Raw genomic sequence first — 18,809 nt, 5'->3', positions numbered from 1 at the left:
TGTCCTGGAATCAGAACTTGGCGTTCAGGCCGATGCGGTAGGTGGTCTCGCCCAGGAAGGACCAGGCCGGGTAGCCGCCCTTGAGCGACTGGCGCAGCGTGGTGCTCGAGCCGGCGGCGCCGTACTGCACGTCGTCTTCCTTGGTCAGGTTGATCGCCTCGAAGCTCAGACGGATGTTCTTCGTGACGTTCCAGCCCAGGCTCAGGTCCAGCGTGCCGTAGTCGTCATGCATCCGGTTGCCGTAGTAGCCGGTCTCGCGGACCATGTACTTCGAGCGCCAGTTGTAGGCCAGACGCGCGCTGTACACGTCGTTCTCGTAGAAGCCCACGAGGTTGACGTTGTGACGCGAGGACAGCGTGAACATGTTCAGCTCGTCCTGGTAGCTCGTCTTGGGGGCCTTCGCGTCGGTGAACGTGTAGTTCGCCACCACGCCGAAGCCGTTGTCGAACGAGTGGTTCAGCTGCGTCTCGATGCCGTTGATCTTGCCGCCGCCCGCGTTGATGTAGCGGTTCACCGTCCAGTTGTCCAGGCCGGTGTCCGGGCTGATCAGGCCGATCTTCTGGTTGATCTGCGTCGAAGTGGTGATGAAGTTGTCGATCTTCTTGTGGAAGATCGCCGCCGACACCAGGTTGCCGCGACCGTAGTAGTACTCGATGCCCAGGTCGAACTGCTTGGACGACTGCGGCTTCAGGTCCGGGGTGCCGTAGTTCACCGTCTCGTTGTTCTTGACGGTGTCGTTCCAGCCCTGCGTCGCGCCGGCGAACATGTTGTCGTAGTTCGGACGCGTGATCGCCTTCGAGGCCGCGAAGCGCAGCAGCGTGTTGCGATTCAGGTCGTACACCAGGTTCAGGCTGGGCAGCCAGTCGTTGTAGCTGGCGTTCTGCTGCTGCTTGTTCTTGCTCCAGCCCACGTTGGCCGCCACGTCGCCGGCCGCCAGCGGCGTGCCGTCGAAGACGTAGGCGTCATTGCTGGCCTTGGTGCGGATGTAGCGCAGACCGAAGTTGCCGTGCAGCGCGTCCTTCTCGAAATTGAACATGCCGTACAGGGCGGTGTTCTTTTCCTCGATCTGGCCGTAGCCGCCGCGCGACTGCACCCAGCTCGCGACGTTGGCGTTGGCCAGCGCGAACATGGCGTCCAGGTTGGGCTTGGGCACGCTCCAGCCCGGCGTGCCCATCGGGATGGTGCCGCTGAACAAGCTGTCGGTGCTGGCGCTGACCGGCGTGGTCGTCATGATCGGCCGGTACTCGTCCTTCGTGAACGTGTGCTTGGTCGCACGCACGCCGGTCTTGAAGCCGGTCAGGATGCCGTAGTCCATGTCGATCGTCAGATCGGCCTGGGCGAAGTCCTCCTTGTCCTTGTTGGGACCGCGAGCGGTGGCCCAAGATTCCGGCTTCGACGTGGCGGGCAGGGCGCTCAAGGGGACGCTCATGTCCTGTCCCGGGCTGATCGAGATCTTCTTGCCCGTGGCGTCGGTCGAACCCCACCACTTTGGCAGGCCTGGCGCGTTGTCCCAGCCGATGTAGCTGTAGTTGGTCGTCAGCGAGGTGCCGCCGTCGGCCTTGGTCGTGCCGGCCGAGCCCTCCAGCTTGAAGCCGTCGCCCTTGAACGAGCCGTCGGCCACCAGCGTGTCCGAGGTCATCTTGGCGGCGCGGGCCCAGGTCTGCAGGAAGGTGCTGGTCGCGTTGGCCTGCGTGATGTTGGTCTTCTGGCACAGCAGCGCCGGATCCGGGCTGGGCTGCACGCAGGCGCCGGTGTCGGCGTAACCCTTGCCCGGGTCCTGCAGCGTGAACAGGTAGTGCGTGGTGTTGGATGCGTTGGCGTCGTATTCCAGGCGGGTGTAGGTCAGGCCCAGGTCCACGCCCTTGGTCGGACGCGCCTGCAGGCTGACGTTCAGCGCCTTGCGCTCGCGTTCCTGCACGAAGGTGCCCGGCGTCACGTCGCCGGACCAGCGGCCGTCGGCCTCGATGCCGCGGCGCATGTAGTCGCCACGCTCCAGCGCGCCGGAGACCAGCACGCCGAACATCTTGGCGCTGTCACGCCAGCTGTACAGGCCGGACACTTCCTTGGTCCAGTCCTTGCTGACCGTGCCCTTGCCGCCCTTGACGCTGACGAAGACCGCGTTCGGGTCCAGGTCCAGCGGCTTGCGGGTCTTGACGATCACGGTGCCGCCGATGCCGCCTTCGGTCAGGTCGGCCTGGGAGGACTTGTAGACCTCCATGCCGCCGATCAGCTCAGGCGGCAGCAGCGAGTAATTGAACGACCGGTCGATAGCCTTCTGGTCATACCAGCCGGTCGAGGCGACGCTCTGGCCGTTCAGCGTGGTCAGGGTCATCTGCGGGTCGGTGCCGCGGATGGACACCGAGGCGCCCACGCCGAAGTCGCGGCCCACGGAGATGCCGGGGATGCGGCCCAGCGCCTGGCCGACGTCGGCGTCGGGCAGCTTGCCCACGTCCTCGGCGGACACGGCATCGACCACGGCGCTGGCGTTCTTCTTGATGTTGGCTGCGCTCTGCAGCGACGCGCGGATGCCGGTGACGACCACCTGCTCCAGCTGCGTGCTGTCGTCCTTCTTCTGTTCTTGGGCCTGCACGGCGAACGCCGCGCTCAGCAACGTCAGCGTCACTGCCGCCGCGATGGGGGTCTTGTTGACCTTCATGATGAACTGCTCCTCGAGTGGCCAGGGAGTTGTTGGCCTGGATGAAGACTTGGCACCCGACATCACGACACCCTTCGGCAAAGTGGCATGCAGCTGGCGCCCCCGAATACACCTCAATACAACCAATGCCATGCCACTATAACGGTCGGTAAAGCCACTTTGCTACCAGTTCAAGGACCGTGTTTTCCCTGCTGTGGCATCGCCGCGACCCGCATGGACAGCGGTGTCCGCGCGTTTCCCGCAAGGCGGACGCGGCGGCCGCGCCAGGCGTCCGGCATGAGACCACTTGGTCGCAAATTGGTATTACCAGTGGTCCGCGCGATGACCGTTCTGAGCGTGTGTCAGGCCACTTTGGAAGGGGCGCGGCCGGCGATTGCGGGCTGGGGGTGAGCGGAGCGTTGAGTCTCTCCGGCCGGCGAGCGCCAATCGCACGCCAGAAGTTCCCCCAGCAAAAAGTGTTTGCGCCAAAAAATAACGGTGCTATAGTCGTGGGCTTGCCTCGGAGGGGTGGCCGAGTGGTTAAAGGCAGCAGACTGTAAATCTGCCCGCTAACGCGTACGCTGGTTCGAATCCAGCCTCCTCCACCAAGGCAAACAGATGCAAGGGCAACGAAGCGGGTGATCGACACCCGCTTCGCGGTTCAGGCAGCTGGAATTGGAAAGCTCCCGGGCGGGAGTAGTTCAATGGTAGAACCTTAGCCTTCCAAGCTAATGACACGGGTTCGATTCCCGTTTCCCGCTCCATCGGAAGTCCAAAGGTGTCGTGTCGAGATGTCGACACAGGTTTGCTGATAAGGTCGCCAATCCTGTGTCGATGCCCATGTGGCTCAGTGGTAGAGCACTCCCTTGGTAAGGGAGAGGTCGCGCGTTCGATCCGCGCCATGGGCACCAACCTCATTTCTCGTTTCTTGATCTGTTCGCCAGGAGCGCAAGATGGCAAAAGGCAAGTTTGAACGTACCAAGCCGCACGTGAACGTGGGCACGATTGGTCACGTTGACCACGGCAAGACCACGCTGACGGCTGCGATCGCGACCGTGCTGTCGAAGAAGTTCGGCGGCGAAGCCAAGGCCTACGACCAGATCGATGCGGCGCCCGAAGAAAAGGCGCGCGGCATCACGATCAACACCGCGCACGTCGAGTACGAGACGGCCAACCGCCACTACGCGCACGTTGACTGCCCGGGCCACGCTGACTATGTGAAGAACATGATCACGGGCGCGGCTCAGATGGACGGCGCGATCCTGGTGTGCTCGGCCGCTGACGGCCCGATGCCCCAGACCCGCGAGCACATCCTGCTGGCGCGTCAGGTCGGTGTGAAGTACATCATCGTCTTCCTGAACAAGTGCGACATGGTGGACGACGCCGAGCTGCTGGAGCTGGTGGAAATGGAAGTCCGCGAGCTGCTGAGCAAGTACGACTTCCCCGGCGACGACACCCCGATCATCAAGGGTTCGGCCAAGCTGGCGCTGGAAGGCGACACGGGCGATCTGGGCGAGCAGGCCATCATGCGCCTGGCTGACGCGCTGGACACGTACATCCCCCAGCCGGACCGTGCCGTTGACGGCGCGTTCCTGCTGCCGGTGGAAGACGTGTTCTCGATCTCGGGCCGCGGCACCGTGGTGACCGGTCGTGTCGAGCGCGGCATCATCAAGGTCGGCGAGGAAATCGAGATCGTCGGTATCCGCGAAGTCCAGAAGACCACCGTCACGGGCGTGGAAATGTTCCGCAAGCTGCTGGACCAAGGTCAAGCCGGCGACAACGTGGGCATCCTGCTGCGCGGCACCAAGCGTGAAGACGTCGAGCGCGGCCAAGTGCTGGCCAAGCCCGGCACGATCAAGCCGCATACCCACTTCACTGCTGAGATCTATGTTCTGAGCAAGGAAGAAGGCGGCCGTCACACCCCGTTCTTCAACAACTACCGTCCCCAGTTCTACTTCCGCACGACGGACGTGACCGGTGCCGTGGAGCTGCCGAAGGACAAGGAAATGGTCATGCCTGGCGACAACGTCAGCATCACCGTGAAGCTGATCGCTCCGATCGCCATGGAGCAGGGTCTGCGCTTCGCCATCCGTGAAGGCGGTCGTACCGTCGGCTCGGGCGTCGTGGCGACGATCATCGAGTAATTCAAGTCAAAGGCCACAGGGGCATAGCTCAATTGGCAGAGCGTCGGTCTCCAAAACCGAAGGTTGGGGGTTCGAGACCCTCTGCCCCTGCCAACGATCAGCGATAAGCGAACGTTGGTCCTAGTGGTCACGCCAAGCCCGCGGGAGTCATCTCGGCGGGCTTTGCTGCTGGTGGGTTCGCCTCGATCAATCTAGGCGGGCAAAGGTCTCCGCGATGAGCGGCGACACGGAAGTGAGTTCAATGTCCAATCCTCAAGTCGAAACCGTGACCACGGGCGCCGACAAGGTCAAGCTGGCCGGCGCAGTGTTGCTGCTGGTCGCGGCCATCGTGGCGTTCTATGCGTTGAGCAAGCAGGGGCCCTGGGTGCAATGGGGTGCCCTGCTGGCGCTGCTGGCTGCCGCGGTCGCCGCGTTCTTCACGTCGGAGTCCGGCAAGTCGCTGATCGCCTACGGTCAGGACTCGTACAAGGAAGTGGGCAAGGTGGTCTGGCCGACCCGCAAGGAAGCCGGCCAGATGACGTTGTACGTGTTCGCGTTCGTCGTCGTGATGGCGCTGTTCCTGTGGCTCACCGACAAGACGCTGGAATGGGTGCTGTACGACCTGGTTCTGGGTTGGAAGCGCTGAGCGGGAACGGATAGGGACCAAGATGAGCGAAGATCAAAACGTCGTTGCGACCGAGTCGACCGCGCCCGCTGGCCCGGCCAAGCGCTGGTATGTCGTGCACGCCTATTCCGGCATGGAGAAGGCGGTGGAGCGCAACCTGCGCGAGCGCATCGATCGCGCCGGCATGCAGGACAAGTTCGGTCGCATCCTGGTGCCGACCGAGGAAGTCGTCGAGCTGAAGAACGGCAAGAAGGCCGTCACCGAGCGCCGTTTCTTCCCCGGCTACGTGCTGGTCGAGATGGTCATGGACGACGACAGCTGGCATCTGGTCAAGCACACGTCCAAGGTCACCGGTTTCGTCGGCGGCGCGAAAAATCGCCCGGCGCCGATCTCGGAAGCCGAGGTCATGAAGATCGTCAACCAGATGCAAGAAGGCGTCGACAAGCCCAAGCCGAAGGTGGAATGGATCGTCGGCGAGGTCGTGCGCGTCAAGGAAGGCCCGTTCACCGACTTCAACGGCAGCATCGAGGAAGTCAACTACGACAAGTCGAAGCTGCGCGTCTCGGTCACGATCTTCGGTCGTGCGACGCCGGTCGAACTGGACTTCGCGCAGGTCGAGAAGGTCTGATCGCTCGCGACTGGCATGGCGGCCCTGGCCGCCATCGGCCGTTCCAGCGCAAGAACAAGAGCCCGATGGTGCTCGCCGGCGAAAGCCGGCGCAACCGTCCGTGAACAGTCCGCAACGAGAGGCGGGCAAGAGGAGCCAGGGTACGTCCTCCGGACCAGCCCCTGGCGTTAGCACTCAGGCGAAACGGCGTGGCCGTCGTCTCGCCATCAGGAGAAAACATGGCCAAGAAGATTGTCGGCTACATCAAGCTGCAAATCCCGGCTGGCAAGGCGAATCCGTCGCCGCCGGTCGGTCCCGCGCTGGGTCAGCGCGGCCTGAACATCATGGAATTCTGCAAGGCGTTCAACGCCCAGACGCAGAGCTATGAGCCGGGCATGAAGCTGCCGGTGGTGATCACCGCCTTCGCGGACAAGAGCTTCACCTTCATCATCAAGTCGCCCCCGGCGACCGTGCTGCTGAAGAAGGCTGCCAAGATCGAGAAGGGCTCGCAGCGCCCCCACCTGGACAAGGTCGGCAAGCTGACCCGCGCCCAGCTCGAAGAGATCGTCAAGACCAAGCAGAAGGACCTCACCGCTGCTGATCTGGACGCCGGCGTTCGCACGATCGCTGGTTCGGCCCGCTCGATGGGCATCATCGTGGAGGGTGTCTGACATGGCCAAGCTGACCAAGCGTCAACAAGCCCTGCAGGGCAAGGTGGAATCGACCAAGCTGTACGCGTTGTCCGACGCGATCAACCTGGTCAAGGAATGCGCCACCGCCAAGTTCGATGAAGCCATCGACGTGTCGATCCAGCTGGGTGTCGATGCGAAGAAGTCGGACCAGGTCGTCCGTGGCGCCGTCGTGATGCCCAACGGCATCGGCAAGACCAAGCGCGTCGCCGTGTTCGCCCAAGGCGCCAAGGCTGAAGAAGCCAAGGCCGCCGGCGCCGACGTCGTCGGCATGGAAGACCTGGCCGAGCGCGTCAAGGCGGGCGACATGCCTTTCGACGTCGTGATCGCCTCGCCGGACACGATGCGTATCGTGGGTACCCTGGGTCAGATCCTGGGCCCGCGCGGCCTGATGCCGAACCCGAAGGTCGGCACCGTGACCCCGGACGTCGCCACCGCCGTCAAGAACGCCAAGGCTGGTCAAGTCCAGTTCCGCGTCGACAAGGCCGGCATCATCCACGGCACGATCGGCCGTCGCTCGTTCGACACCGACAAGCTGGAAGGCAACCTGCGCGCTCTGGTGGAAGCCCTGAACAAGGCCAAGCCGGCCTCGAGCAAGGGTATCTATCTGCGCAAGGTCGCTGTCTCGTCGACGATGGGCGTTGGCGCCCGCGTGGACGTCGGCACGATCAACGCCGCCGCTGCTGCCTAAGCACGCCTCGGGCCGCGTCCGCGGCCCGATGCTTCAGATGAGGCGTCACGCGAGTCTGGCGTGATGCTGATGAATTGGTGGGCTGGCCGGAGCAATCCGGCCAGGTCATCCAAGACCGCTGGCGAGAGATCCCGCAGTTGATGGGGTGATCGCTTAATCGGGGATTTCGGTCCTCGGCCAGCGCAGATGGCGGTCCCGCTGAAAGGATTCGACTCGCGTTTCGACGCGATGGGTTCCTGACAGAAGGTCGCTGATTCCGGTGCCCGAGAGGCGATGCGCGAGCAGCGCTTCGAGGGCGTAATGTGAGGAGTAGACCTTGAGTCTCAATCGCAACGAGAAAGCAGCCGTCGTGTCCGACGTGGCAGCGCAAGCCGCCAAGTCCCAGACGCTGGCGTTGGCTGAGTACCGTGGCCTCACCGTTGAAGCCCTGAACAAGCTGCGCGTCACCGCGCGTGCCCAAGGCGTGTACCTTCATGTCCTGAAGAACACCCTGGCTCGCCGTGCTGTCGCCGGCACGTCGTTCGAGGCTGCTTCGGATGCCATGGTCGGCCCGCTGATCTACGGCTTTTCGGAAGACGCTGTCGCGGCTGCCAAAGTCATCGCTGACTTTGCCAAGACCAACGACAAGCTCGTCATCAAGGGTGGTGCCTACGGCGGCAAGGCTCTGGACGTCAACGGCGTGAAGGCGCTGGCGGCTGTCCCGAGCAAGGAAGTCCTGCTGTCGCAGATCGCCGGCCTGCTCAAGTCGCCGGTGCAACGCACCGCGGCCGTGCTGGCTGCCCTGGCTCAGCAGAAGGGTGGCGGCGAAGTCGCTGCTGCCGAAGAAGCTCCTGCTGCCGCCTGATCGACGCTGCATTCGCGCAATCAAAACACTCTGTATTTAGGAACCTATCATGGCATTCGACAAAGACGCTTTCCTGGCTGCCCTGGACAGCATGACCGTTCTGGAACTGAACGACCTGGTCAAGGCGATTGAAGAGAAGTTCGGCGTGTCCGCCGCTTCGATGGCCGCTCCGGCTGCTGGTGGCGCCGCCGCCGGTGGCGCTGCCGCCGCTGAAGAGAAGACCGAGTTCACCGTGGTCCTGGCTGACGCCGGCGCCCAGAAGGTCTCGGTCATCAAGGCCGTTCGCGAAATCACCGGCCTGGGCCTCAAGGAAGCCAAGGACCTGGTCGACGGCGCTCCGAAGCCCGTCAAGGAAGGCATCTCCAAGGCCGACGCCGAAGCTGCCAAGAAGAAGCTGGAAGAAGCCGGCGCCAAGGTCGAACTCAAGTAAGACCTTGCGGGGATCCGGTGACTCGTTCACCGGGTTCCACACCGAGAGAGGGGTGGTCCCATGGGGCCTCCCCTTTCCTCGTTTCAGGGTTTGTCCCTGGATGTCTTCGGTTGACAAAGAGCAATCGAAAGCATCGTGCGGTATCATGCACGGTTCTTTCGAGTGTTCTCTGATCCGACTGCAGAGAACGGTTTGGTCGGACCGCGGTCCAATCGTGCGTCAAGCGTGGGGTGCAACGCCCTCCTTGCCGCCCGGTGATCGGGGTTGTCCGCCAGCGGTTGGTAGTGGCCAACCACCAAGCTTCGGGTGCAACGCCCGAACAGCCAGTCGCCGACGCAGCGCGCCTCACGGCCAGTGGCGCGCTCGACACGGAGTCTTTATGGCGCAAGCAACCCCCTACAGCTACACCGAGCGCAAGCGTATCCGCAAGAGCTTCGGCAAGCGCGTGAGCGTGCTCAACGTTCCGTACCTGCTGACGATGCAGAAGGAGTCGTACGTCGACTTCCTGCAAAAGGATGTCGCACCGCTCAAGCGCAAGCCGGAAGGCCTGCAAGCGGCGTTCCTCTCCACCTTCCCGATCGTGTCGCACAACGGGTTCGTGGAAATGAAGTTCCTCGAATTCAACATCGCCAAGCCGCCGTTCGACGTTCGCGAATGCCAGCAGCGTGGTCTGACCTTCGCCGCCGCCGTGCGCGCGAAGCTGCAGATGATCATCTATGACCGGGAAAGCCCCCAGCCGAAGACGGTCAAGGAGATCAAGGAGCAAGAGGTCTACATGGGCGAAGTGCCGCTCATGACCGATTACGGCTCGTTCATCATCAATGGCACCGAGCGTGTCATCGTCTCGCAGCTGCACCGCTCGCCCGGCGTGTTCTTCGAACACGACAAGGGCAAGACCCACTCGTCCGGCAAGCTGCTGTTCTCGGCCCGCATCATTCCCTACCGCGGCTCGTGGCTGGACTTCGAGTTCGACCCGAAGGACATCCTGTACTTCCGCGTCGACCGCCGCCGCAAGATGCCGGTCACGATCCTGCTCAAGGCCATCGGCCTGAATCCCGAGCAGATCCTGGCGCACTTCTTCGTCTTCGACAATTTCCGCCTGATGGACTCGGGCGCCCAGATGGAGTTCGTGGCCGAACGCCTGAAGGGTGAAGTCGCGCGCTTCGACATCACCGACAAGAGCGGCAACGTGCTGGTCGAGAAGGACAAGCGCATCACCGCCCGTCACGTGCGTCAGCTGGAGCAGTCCGGCACGCAGCACGTCACCGTGCCGGAAGACTTCCTGCTCGGCCGCGTGCTGGCCAAGAACATGGTCGACCCGGACACGGGCGAGATCATCGCCAAGGCCAACGATGAGCTGACCGACTCGCTGCTGAAGAAGCTGCGCGGCGCCGGCATCAAGGACATCCAGTGCCTGTTCACGAACGAGCTGGATGAAGGCGCGTACATCAGCCAGACCCTGGCCTCGGACGAAACCGCCGACCAGCTGGCCGCGCGCGTCGCCATCTACCGCATGATGCGCCCCGGCGAGCCGCCGACGGAAGACGCGGTGGAAGCGCTGTTCAACCGCCTGTTCTACAGCGACGACACGTACGACCTGTCGCGCGTCGGCCGCATGAAGTTCAACGCCCGCGTGGGCCGCGACATCCCGACCGGTGCGATGACCCTGTCCAACGAGGACATCCTGGACGTCGTCAAGATCCTGGTCGAGCTGCGCAATGGCCGCGGCGAGGTCGATGACATCGACCACCTGGGCAACCGTCGCGTGCGTTGCGTCGGCGAACTGGCCGAGAACCAGTACCGCTCGGGTCTGGCGCGTATCGAGAAGGCCGTCAAGGAACGTCTGGGCCAGGCCGAGACCGAAGCCCTGATGCCGCATGACCTGATCAACTCCAAGCCGATTTCCGCGGCCCTGAAGGAGTTCTTCGGTGCGTCGCAGCTGTCGCAGTTCATGGACCAGACCAACCCGCTGTCGGAGATCACGCACAAGCGTCGTGTCTCCGCACTGGGCCCGGGCGGTCTGACCCGCGAGCGCGCCGGCTTCGAAGTCCGTGACGTGCACCCGACCCATTACGGCCGCGTCTGCCCGATCGAAACGCCGGAAGGCCCGAACATCGGTCTGATCAACTCGCTGGCGCTGTATGCGCGCTTGAACGAGTACGGCTTCCTGGAGACGCCGTATCGCCGCGTGGTCGATTCCAAGGTCACGGACCAGATCGACTACCTGTCCGCCATCGAGGAAGGCAAGTACGTGATCGCCCAGGCGAACGCGTCGCTGAACGAAGGCGGCCAGCTGGTCGACGAGCTGGTCTCCGCGCGTGAGAACGGCGACTCGGTGCTGACCTCGCCCGAGCGCATCCAGTACATGGACGTGGCGCCGACGCAGATCGTGTCGGTGGCGGCGTCGCTGGTGCCGTTCCTGGAGCACGACGACGCGAACCGCGCGTTGATGGGCGCCAACATGCAGCGTCAGGCCGTCCCGACCCTGCGTCCGGAAAAGGCCTTCGTCGGCACGGGCGTCGAGCGCGTCGCCGCGAAGGACTCGGGCACGGTGGTGGCCGCACGCCGCGGTGGCGTGGTCGATTACGTCGACACGAACCGCATCGTGATCCGTGTGAACGACGATGAGACCGTGGCCGGTGAAGTCGGTGTCGACATCTACAACCTGATCAAGTATCAGCGTAGCAACCAGAACACCAACATCCATCAGCGTCCGATCGTCAAGCGTGGCGACCGCGTCGCCGCGGAAGACATCATTGCTGACGGCGCCTCGACCGACCTGGGTGAACTGGCTCTGGGCCAGAACATGCTGGTCGCGTTCATGCCGTGGAACGGCTACAACTTCGAAGACTCGATCCTGATCTCCGAACGCGTGGTGGCCGAAGACCGCTACACCTCGATCCACATCGAGGAACTGGTGGTCATGGCGCGTGACACGAAGCTGGGCAGCGAGGAAATCACCCGCGACATCCCGAACCTGAGCGAACAGCAACTGGCTCGTCTGGACGAATCCGGCATCGTGTACATCGGTGCGGAAGTGAACCCGGGCGACGTGCTGGTCGGCAAGGTCACGCCCAAGGGCGAGACCACGCTGACGCCGGAAGAGAAGCTGCTGCGCGCGATCTTCGGCGAGAAGGCCTCGGACGTGAAGGACACGTCGCTGCGCGTGGACCAGGGCACCAACGGCACCGTCATCGACGTGCAGGTGTTCACCCGTGAAGGCATCCAGCGCGACAAGCGCGCCCAGCAGATCATCGACGACGAGCTGAAGCGCTTCCGCCTGGACCTGAACGACCAGCTGCGCATCGTGGAAGCCGACGCGTTCGACCGCGTCGAGAAGCTGCTGGTGGGCAAGGTCGCCAATGGCGGTCCGAAGAAGATCACCAAGGGCACCGTCATCGCCAAGGACTACCTGGCCGAGGTCGAGAAGTTCCACTGGTTCGACGTCCGTCCCGCTGAGGACGACATCGCCAACCAGCTGGAGTCGATCAAGAACTCGCTGGAGCAGACCCGTCACAGCTTCGACCTCGCCTATGACGAGAAGCGCAAGAAGCTGACGCAAGGCGACGAGCTGCCCGCGGGCGTGCTGAAGATGGTCAAGGTGTACCTGGCCGTCAAGCGCCGCCTGCAGCCTGGCGACAAGATGGCCGGCCGTCACGGCAACAAGGGTGTCGTGTCCAAGATCACCCCGATCGAGGACATGCCCTACATGGCCGACGGCACGCCTGCCGACATCGTGCTGAACCCGCTGGGCGTCCCGTCGCGGATGAACGTGGGTCAGGTGCTGGAAGTGCATCTGGGCTGGGCCGGCAAGGGCATCGGCCAGCGCATCGGCGACATGCTGCAGCGCGAAGCCCGCGTGGCCGAGCTGCGTGACTTCATGGACCAGCTGTTCAACCAGAACGGCGGCAAGTCCGAGGACATCGCCCAGCTGAGCGACGACGAAGTCCTGGGCATGGCCCGCAACCTGCAGCATGGCGCGACGTTCGCGACGCCCGTCTTCGACGGCGCGAAGGAACAGGAAATCCGCAACATGCTGAAGCTGGCCTACCCGGACGACATCGCCGCGAAGAAGGGCCTCACGCCCAGCCGCACGCAGGCCTTCCTGTATGACGGCCGCACCGGCGAGCAGTTCGAGCGCCCGACCACGATCGGCTACATGCACGTGCTGAAGCTGCATCACCTGGTCGACGACAAGATGCACGCCCGCTCGACCGGCCCGTACTCGCTCGTCACGCAGCAGCCGCTGGGTGGCAAGGCGCAGTTCGGCGGCCAGCGTTTCGGTGAGATGGAAGTCTGGGCGCTGGAAGCCTATGGCGCCTCGTACATCCTGCAGGAAATGCTGACCGTGAAGTCCGACGACGTGAACGGCCGTACGAAGGTGTACGAGTCCATCGTCAAGGGCGAGCACTCGATCGAAGCTGGCATGCCCGAGTCGTTCAATGTGCTGGTGAAGGAAATCCGTTCGCTGGGCATCGACATCGAGCTCGAGCGCAACTAAAGAGAACAGGAGAATCGTATGAAGGGTTTGTTGGACCTGTTCAAGCAATTCACGCCGGACGAACATTTCGACGCGATCAAGATCGGGCTGGCCTCGCCCGAGAAGATCCGCTCGTGGTCGTTCGGTGAAGTGAAGAAGCCCGAGACCATCAACTACCGGACGTTCAAGCCGGAACGTGATGGCCTGTTCTGCGCCAAGATCTTCGGCCCGATCAAGGACTACGAGTGCCTGTGCGGCAAGTACAAGCGCCTGAAGCACCGTGGTGTGATCTGCGAGAAGTGCGGCGTCGAAGTCACCCAGACCAAGGTGCGCCGTGAGCGCATGGGCCACATCGAGCTGGCCGCTCCTTGCGCGCACATCTGGTTCCTGAAGTCGCTGCCGTCGCGTCTGGGCATGGTGCTCGACATGACGCTGCGCGACATCGAACGCGTGCTGTACTTCGAGGCGTACGTCGTCGTCGACCCGGGCATGACCCCGCTGAAGAAGTTCAGCATCATGTCCGAGGACGACTACGACGCGAAGCGCGTCGAGTACGGTGACGAGTTCATCGCGCTGATGGGCGCCGAAGGCATCCAGAAGCTGCTGGCGGAAATGGATCTCGATGTCGAGATCGACCGTCTGCGCAACGACATGACCGGCTCCGAGCTGAAGATCAAGAAGAACTCCAAGCGCCTCAAGGTGATGGAGGCCTTCAAACGCTCGGGCATCAAGCCGAACTGGATGGTGCTGGAAGTGCTGCCGGTGCTGCCGCCGGACCTGCGTCCGCTGGTGCCGCTGGACGGCGGTCGTTTCGCGACCTCCGACCTGAACGACCTCTACCGTCGCGTCATCAACCGCAACAACCGCCTGGCCCGTCTGCTCGAGCTGAAGGCCCCTGAGATCATCGTGCGCAACGAAAAGCGCATGCTGCAGGAAGCCGTCGACTCGCTGCTGGACAACGGCCGCCGCGGCAAGGCGATGACCGGCGCGAACAAGCGTGCCCTGAAGTCGCTGGCCGACATGATCAAGGGCAAGAGCGGTCGCTTCCGTCAAAACCTGCTGGGCAAGCGCGTCGACTACTCGGGCCGTTCGGTCATCACCGTGGGCCCGACGCTCAAGCTGCATCAGTGCGGACTGCCCAAGCTGATGGCGCTGGAGCTGTTCAAGCCTTTCATCTTCTCGCGCCTGGAAGCGATGGGCATCGCGACCACGATCAAGGCCGCGAAGAAGGAAGTCGAGAGCGGCACCCCCGTCGTCTGGGACATCCTGGAAGAGGTCATCAAGGAACACCCGGTCCTGCTGAACCGCGCGCCGACGCTGCACCGCCTGGGCATTCAGGCGTTCGAGCCGGTGCTGATCGAAGGCAAGGCGATCCAGCTGCACCCGCTGGTCTGCGCGGCGTTCAACGCCGACTTCGACGGTGACCAGATGGCCGTCCACGTGCCGCTGTCGATCGAAGCGCAGATGGAAGCCCGCGTGCTGATGCTGGCCTCGAACAACGTGCTCTTCCCGGCCTCGGGCGAGCCGTCGATCGTGCCGTCGCAGGACGTGGTGCTGGGTCTGTACTACGCGACCCGCGAGCGCACCAACGGCAAGGGCGAGGGCATGATCTTCACGGACATCCCCGAGATGATCCGTGCGCTGGAAAACGGCGCGGTGGAGATCACCGCCAAGATCAGCGTCCGCCTGACCGAGTACAGCAAGGACAAGGACACCGGCGAATGGGTCCCCGAGACCAAGCTGACCGACACCACCGTCGGTCGCGCGCTGCTGTCCGAGATCCTGCCCAAGGGCCTTCCCTTCTCCAACATCAACAAGGCGTTGAAGAAGAAGGAAATCTCGCGACTGATCAACACGTCCTTCCGCAAGTGCGGCCTGAAGGAAACCGTGGTGCTGGCAGACAAGCTGCTGCAATCCGGTTTCAAGCTCGCCACGCGCGCCGGCATCTCGATCGCCATCGACGACATGCTGGTCCCGAAGCAGAAGGCCGAGCTGATCGACCGCGCCGAGAAGGAAGTCAAGGAGATCGAGCAGCAGTACGTCTCGGGTCTCGTGACCGCCGGCGAGCGCTACAACAAGGTCGTCGACATCTGGGGCAAGACCGGTGACGAGGTCGGCAAGGTCATGATGTCGCAGCTGTCGAAGGAGAAGATCCTCGACCGCAACGGCAAGGAAGTCGAGCAGGAGTCGTTCAACTCGATCTACATGATGGCCGACTCGGGCGCGCGGGGTTCCGCGGCGCAGATCCGTCAGCTGGCCGGCATGCGCGGCCTGATGGCGAAGCCGGACGGCTCGATCATCGAGACGCCGATCACGGCGAACTTCCGCGAAGGCCTGAACGTTCTGCAGTACTTCATCTCCACCCACGGTGCTCGTAAGGGCCTGGCGGACACGGCGCTGAAGACCGCGAACTCGGGTTACCTGACCCGTCGTCTGGTGGACGTGACGCAGGATCTGGTCGTGACCGAATCCGATTGCGGCACCGACAACGGCATCAACATGCGCGCCCTGGTGGAAGGCGGTGAGGTGATCGAGTCCCTGCGTGACCGCATCCTGGGTCGCGTGGCCGCCATCGACGTCCTGCACCCGGAAACGCAAGCGACGCTGCTGACCGCCGGCAACATGCTCGACGAGGATGTGCTGGACGTGCTGGAAGCGGCCGGCGTGGACGAGGTCAAGGTCCGCACCCCGCTGACCTGCGGCACGCGCTTCGGCCTGTGCGCCCGGTGCTACGGCCGTGACCTGGGTCGCGGCGGCATGGTCAACACCGGTGAAGCGGTCGGCGTCATCGCCGCCCAGTCGATCGGTGAGCCGGGCACGCAGCTGACCATGCGGACGTTCCACATCGGTGGCGCGGCCTCGCGTGCAGCGGTGGCCTCGAGCGTCGAAGCCAAGTCGGACGGCATCATCGGTTTCAACGCCACGATGCGCTATGTCACGAACGGCAAGGGCGAACTGGTGGTGATCTCGCGTTCCGGCGAAATCATCATCACCGACCCGCACGGCCGTGAGCGCGAGCGTCACAAGGTGCCGTACGGCGCCCTGCTGAACATCAAGGCTGACCAGACCATCAAGGCCGGCACGATCCTGGCGACCTGGGACCCGCTGACCCGCCCGATCATCACGGAATTCGCCGGTCAGGCGAAGTTCGAGAACGTCGAGGAAGGCGTCACCGTGGCCAAGCAGGTCGACGAGGTGACGGGTCTGTCCACGCTGGTCGTGATCGACCCGAAGCGCCGCGGCGCCGCCAAGGTCGTCCGTCCGCAGGTCAAGCTGCTGGATCCGAACGGCCAGGAAGTGAAGATCCCCGGCACCGATCACTCGGTGACGATCGGCTTCCAGGTCGGCTCGCTGGTGCAGATCCGCGACGGACAGGAACTGGCTCCGGGCGAAGTCCTGGCGCGTATTCCGGTGGAAGGCCAGAAGACCCGCGACATTACCGGCGGTCTGCCGCGTGTGGCGGAACTCTTCGAAGCCCGTTCGCCGAAGGACGCCGGCTTCCTGGCTGAGCAGACCGGTACGGTCTCGTTCGGTAAGGAAACCAAGGGCAAGGTCCGCCTCGAGATCACCGATCCGGAAGGCCGCAAGCACGAGCTGCTGGTGCCCAAGGAAAAGAACATCCTGGTCCACGAAGGCCAGGTGGTGAACCGCGGCGAACTGGTCGTCGACGGCCCGGCCGATCCGCAGGACATCCTGCGTCTGCTGGGTATCGAAGAGCTGGCCCGTTACATCGTCGACGAAGTGCAGGACGTGTACCGACTCCAGGGCGTGAAGATCAACGACAAGCACATCGAGGTGATCGTTCGCCAGATGCTGCGTCGCGTGCAGATCACGAACCCGGGCGACTCGTCGTACATCGCTGGCGAGCAGGTCGAGCGTTCGGAGCTGCTGGACACCAACGACCGCCTGCGCGGCGAGGGCAAGATGATCGCCACGCACGCCGACGTGCTGCTGGGCATCACGAAGGCCTCGCTGTCGACGGACTCGTTCATCTCGGCGGCGTCGTTCCAGGAAACGACCCGTGTGCTGACCGAAGCCGCGATCATGGGCAAGCGCGACGAACTCCGTGGTCTGAAGGAGAATGTCATCGTCGGTCGTCTGATCCCGGCCGGTACCGGCATGGCCTTCCACCTGGCGCGTCGCGCCAAGGAAGAGATGGACGACGCCGAGCGTCGCTCCATCGCCATCCAGGAAGCCGAGGAAATGGCCGCGGTGCAGCTGTCCGCGCTCGACGCGGCCAGCGACGCCGCCACTGGCGAGTAAGCCGGCTGATCCGATCGTGCCGCCCGCGGCACGATCGACGTCGCCTCAAAGGCTGCCGTCCCGAAAGGGCGGCAGCCTTTTTTTCTTTGGTGACCCGTCCTGCCCCACGTTGACACCTCGGGCTCGCTGAAAGGGCGGGATCGATGGATAAGGGGATCAGGAGAACGCAGCGCGATTACACGATGGCCTTTAAGTTGGCGGTCGTGGCGCAGGTGGAGAGGGGGGAGCTGACCTACCGGCAGGCACAGGCCGAGTACGGCATCCAGGGCCGATCGACGGTGTTGAAGTGGCTGCGCAAACATGGTCGTCTGGGCTGGGGAGCTGGGGCATCATCGGCAGCCATGCCGATAGACAAGACCCCCACGCCGCTGACGCCGGAGCAGCAGATCAAGGCGTTGCAAGTACAGCTCAAGGAAGCGCAGCAGAAGGCGCAGCTGTTTGAAGCCGTGATCGATGTGTTGAAGAAGGATTACGGAGTACGCGTCGTAAAAAAGCCTTCAGGCAAGTCCTCGAGCAAGACCTTGTCCAAGGGTTGAGCGTCAGCGGGGCTTGCCGACACATGGGCATAAGCCGTCAGGCTTATTACCAGGACCGCTGCCGCCAGGCAGCGCTGGCGCAGAGGGCGCAGGCGGTGGTGAGTCTGGTGCGGGAGAGGCGACTGAGGCAGCCGCGGGTGGGTACGCGAAAGTTGCATTGCATGCTGCGCGAGCCGCTGGAGCGCCAAGGCATCAGCGTGGGGCGAGATGCGATGTTTGATGTGCTTCGCAACGCGAGGTTGCTGGTGGCGCCGCGCAGGGCGTATCACAAGACGACCGATAGCCATCACCGCTTCAGGCGTCATCCGAACCTGCTCAAGCCTGGGCCGGAGCAGATCAGGCCAACCGGGCCGGAACAGGTCTGGGTGGCTGACATCACGTATCTGCCGACGGCGGGGCGATTCGTTTACCTGAGCCTGGTCACGGACGCGTATTCAAGAAAGATCGTGGGCTGGCACGTGCACGCGAGTCTTCAAACGGAGGAAGTGGCGCAAGCGCTGAAGGTTGCGCTCAAAGGGAGGAAGACCAGACAGCGGCTGGTGCATCACTCGGATCGAGGGATCCAGTACTGCTCGACGCTCTACCAGGAGCTGCACGGACGGCATGGACTGACCTGCTCGATGACAGACGGGTATGACTGCTACCAGAACGCGTTGGCCGAGCGGGTCAACGGGATCCTGAAAATGGAGTTCCTGCTGGACAGGCCCAACGACCTGAAGGAAGCCAGGCGGATGGTGCAAGAGTCGGTCCAGATCTACAACGAGGAGCGACTGCATTTGTCGCTGAAAATGCAAACGCCCGATGCTGTGCATCGGGCGCTACTGGTCGGCTGACGCCGACCTTTACAACCGTCCGAGACTGTCAACGCAGTTCAGGACGGGTCATG

General features: G+C 63.5%; 11 protein-coding genes and 4 tRNA genes. 14 read left to right on the top strand and 1 reads right to left on the bottom strand.

What is annotated here, in order from left to right; translation table 11 throughout:
- Window positions 1–10: 10 nt before the first annotated feature.
- Window positions 11–2,656: a TonB-dependent receptor gene (locus ACNI65_RS20925; protein WP_416759119.1), complete on the bottom strand. Its 2,646-nt coding sequence runs from the start codon at window positions 2,654–2,656 to the stop codon at window positions 11–13.
- A gap of 501 nt (window positions 2,657–3,157) precedes the next feature.
- Here ACNI65_RS20925 and ACNI65_RS20920 point away from each other — a divergent pair.
- From ACNI65_RS20920 to ACNI65_RS20855, 14 genes are all read left to right on the top strand, one after another.
- Window positions 3,158–3,243: transfer RNA gene (locus ACNI65_RS20920), tRNA-Tyr, on the top strand.
- 82 nt (window positions 3,244–3,325) lie between these two features.
- Window positions 3,326–3,399 (top strand) — tRNA-Gly (locus ACNI65_RS20915).
- A 72-nt stretch (window positions 3,400–3,471) separates the two neighbouring features.
- Window positions 3,472–3,546, top strand: a tRNA-Thr gene (locus ACNI65_RS20910).
- Between the two features lie 42 nt (window positions 3,547–3,588).
- Entirely contained in the window at window positions 3,589–4,779 is a 1,191-nt protein-coding gene (gene tuf / locus ACNI65_RS20905; protein ID WP_416759106.1) for an elongation factor Tu, read from the top strand.
- A gap of 17 nt (window positions 4,780–4,796) precedes the next feature.
- Window positions 4,797–4,872: transfer RNA gene (locus ACNI65_RS20900), tRNA-Trp, on the top strand.
- 148 nt (window positions 4,873–5,020) lie between these two features.
- The gene (gene secE, locus ACNI65_RS20895; RefSeq protein ID WP_416759118.1) at window positions 5,021–5,404 is read left to right on the top strand and encodes a preprotein translocase subunit SecE; all 384 of its coding nucleotides are present in this window, start codon (window positions 5,021–5,023) and stop codon (window positions 5,402–5,404) included.
- Window positions 5,405–5,426: 22 nt separating this feature from the next.
- Window positions 5,427–6,011, top strand: coding sequence for a transcription termination/antitermination protein NusG (gene nusG, locus ACNI65_RS20890; RefSeq protein WP_416759117.1), 585 nt, complete (start codon window positions 5,427–5,429; stop codon window positions 6,009–6,011).
- Window positions 6,012–6,229: 218 nt separating this feature from the next.
- Window positions 6,230–6,661, top strand: a complete 432-nt coding sequence (gene rplK, locus ACNI65_RS20885; RefSeq protein WP_416763671.1) for a 50S ribosomal protein L11 — start codon at window positions 6,230–6,232, stop codon at window positions 6,659–6,661.
- A gap of 1 nt (window position 6,662) precedes the next feature.
- Complete coding sequence (gene rplA / locus ACNI65_RS20880; RefSeq protein WP_377158121.1) at window positions 6,663–7,370, top strand: 50S ribosomal protein L1; 708 nt, start codon at window positions 6,663–6,665, stop codon at window positions 7,368–7,370.
- A gap of 316 nt (window positions 7,371–7,686) precedes the next feature.
- A complete protein-coding gene (gene rplJ, locus ACNI65_RS20875; RefSeq protein WP_416759116.1) occupies window positions 7,687–8,214 on the top strand; it encodes a 50S ribosomal protein L10 in 528 nt (175 codons plus the stop codon).
- A 49-nt stretch (window positions 8,215–8,263) separates the two neighbouring features.
- Window positions 8,264–8,644, top strand: coding sequence for a 50S ribosomal protein L7/L12 (gene rplL, locus ACNI65_RS20870; RefSeq protein WP_416759115.1), 381 nt, complete (start codon window positions 8,264–8,266; stop codon window positions 8,642–8,644).
- Window positions 8,645–9,023: 379 nt separating this feature from the next.
- Window positions 9,024–13,145: a DNA-directed RNA polymerase subunit beta gene (gene rpoB / locus ACNI65_RS20865; RefSeq protein WP_416759114.1), complete on the top strand. Its 4,122-nt coding sequence runs from the start codon at window positions 9,024–9,026 to the stop codon at window positions 13,143–13,145.
- An 18-nt stretch (window positions 13,146–13,163) separates the two neighbouring features.
- Window positions 13,164–17,387, top strand: a complete 4,224-nt coding sequence (rpoC, locus tag ACNI65_RS20860; RefSeq protein ID WP_416759112.1) for a DNA-directed RNA polymerase subunit beta' — start codon at window positions 13,164–13,166, stop codon at window positions 17,385–17,387.
- A 143-nt stretch (window positions 17,388–17,530) separates the two neighbouring features.
- Window positions 17,531–18,756 (top strand): IS3 family transposase gene (locus ACNI65_RS20855; protein WP_416759111.1). Its coding sequence is split into 2 segments (ribosomal slippage): window positions 17,531–17,873 and window positions 17,873–18,756, totalling 1,227 coding nucleotides; the frame shifts between segments, so codons are not numbered across the junction.
- Window positions 18,757–18,809: the final 53 nt, after the last annotated feature.

It is taken from the genome of Roseateles sp. So40a (genome assembly GCF_048081605.1).
In the GTDB taxonomy this organism is placed as follows: Bacteria; Pseudomonadota; Gammaproteobacteria; order Burkholderiales; family Burkholderiaceae_C; genus Roseateles.
The sequence above is the reverse complement of the archived record's forward strand: the minus strand, read 5'-3'. Positions and strand labels throughout refer to the sequence as shown.